Source organism: Chryseobacterium lathyri, assembly GCF_019970085.1.
Taxonomy (GTDB): Bacteria; Bacteroidota; Bacteroidia; order Flavobacteriales; family Weeksellaceae; genus Chryseobacterium; species Chryseobacterium lathyri.
Map to the genome: position 1 here is coordinate 1 of NZ_JAHXYG010000018.1, position 473 is coordinate 473.

Here is a 473-nt window from a genome sequence, read left to right on the forward strand (position 1 = left end):
TTCTGGTTTTCTGCTGTAGAAGGAGAGGTATATTCTATGGCTTCTATGTTTATTGCTTTACTCGTTTGGCTCATTACCAAATGGGAAAATGAATACCTGGCGAAAGACAGCGAAAGATGGATCATCCTTATTTTCTTTGTATTAGGACTTTCAGTAGGGGTTCATATGATGGGGATGCTTGCAGTTCCGGCGGTATGTCTGGTATACTATGCAAGAAATTATAAATTTACCTGGAAAAACTTTATCTGGGCCAACGCAATCACACTGGGAATCCTGATCATTGTTTTCAAAATTATCTTCCCATTGATCATGACGATGTTCGGAAGACTGGAAATATTCTTTGTGAACGGGCTTGGACTTCCTTTCCATTCAGGAACGATAGTAGCATTTATTCTGATGGTTGTAATATCTTATCTCCTGATTAAATATGCCAGAAGAGCAAAGAAAAATATATATCAGACGGCTGCACTGTC

At 38.7% G+C, this 473-nt stretch carries 1 protein-coding gene; it reads left to right on the plus strand.

All coding sequences use genetic code 11. The annotated features are described in order from the left end of the window. On the plus strand, positions 1 to 473 hold a 473-nt coding region (locus LC418_RS20855; protein ID WP_223560515.1), incomplete at both ends, for a glycosyltransferase family 117 protein.